The following is a 535-nucleotide window of genomic DNA, read 5'->3' on the forward strand; positions in this document are numbered from 1 at the left end:
CCTACGACATCCTCGGCGGCCCGGCGACGTTCAACGTGCTCTACACCACGGAAAAATTCCACGACGAAAACCCGAAAACCTACAAGGCGTTCTACGACGCACTGGCGGAAGCGGAGAACATCATCAAAGCCGACAAACCCGCCGCCGCCCAAGCCTACATCCGTGTAGAGCAATCGAAACTGCCGCTGGCCCTGGTCGAGCAAATCGTCAAAGACCCGGAGATCGACTTCACCGTCGTACCGCAACGCACGTTCATCTACGCCGAGAAATTGCAGGAACTGGGTGTGTTGAAAAACAAGGCGGGGAGCTGGAAGGATTACTTCGTTGAAGAGGCGCATGGTGGTGCGGGGAGTTGAGGCGAGTGCAGCAGGATCCTGTGGCCTTACGCTGCCGAGCTTGGTTGACGCTTCATGCTGCTGAGTAATGGCTGTCCGTTGCCGGACAGCCGTCCCGAACCATCATGCAACGACCTTGAATGTGCTCTGGAAAACTTGGTTGTCGGGCCACCAGCGGAACGTACAGGTGACCGAATTGT

General features: G+C 57.0%; 1 pseudogene. It reads left to right on the top strand.

From position 1 onward, the window contains the following. Nucleotides 1-356 (top strand): annotated as a pseudogene (locus tag J5M71_RS26970) (ABC transporter substrate-binding protein); the annotation flags it as partial. Between the last annotated feature and the right edge of the window lie 179 nt (nt 357-535).

Source organism: Pseudomonas sp. 43(2021), assembly GCF_017490805.1.
Classification (GTDB): Bacteria; Pseudomonadota; Gammaproteobacteria; order Pseudomonadales; family Pseudomonadaceae; genus Aquipseudomonas.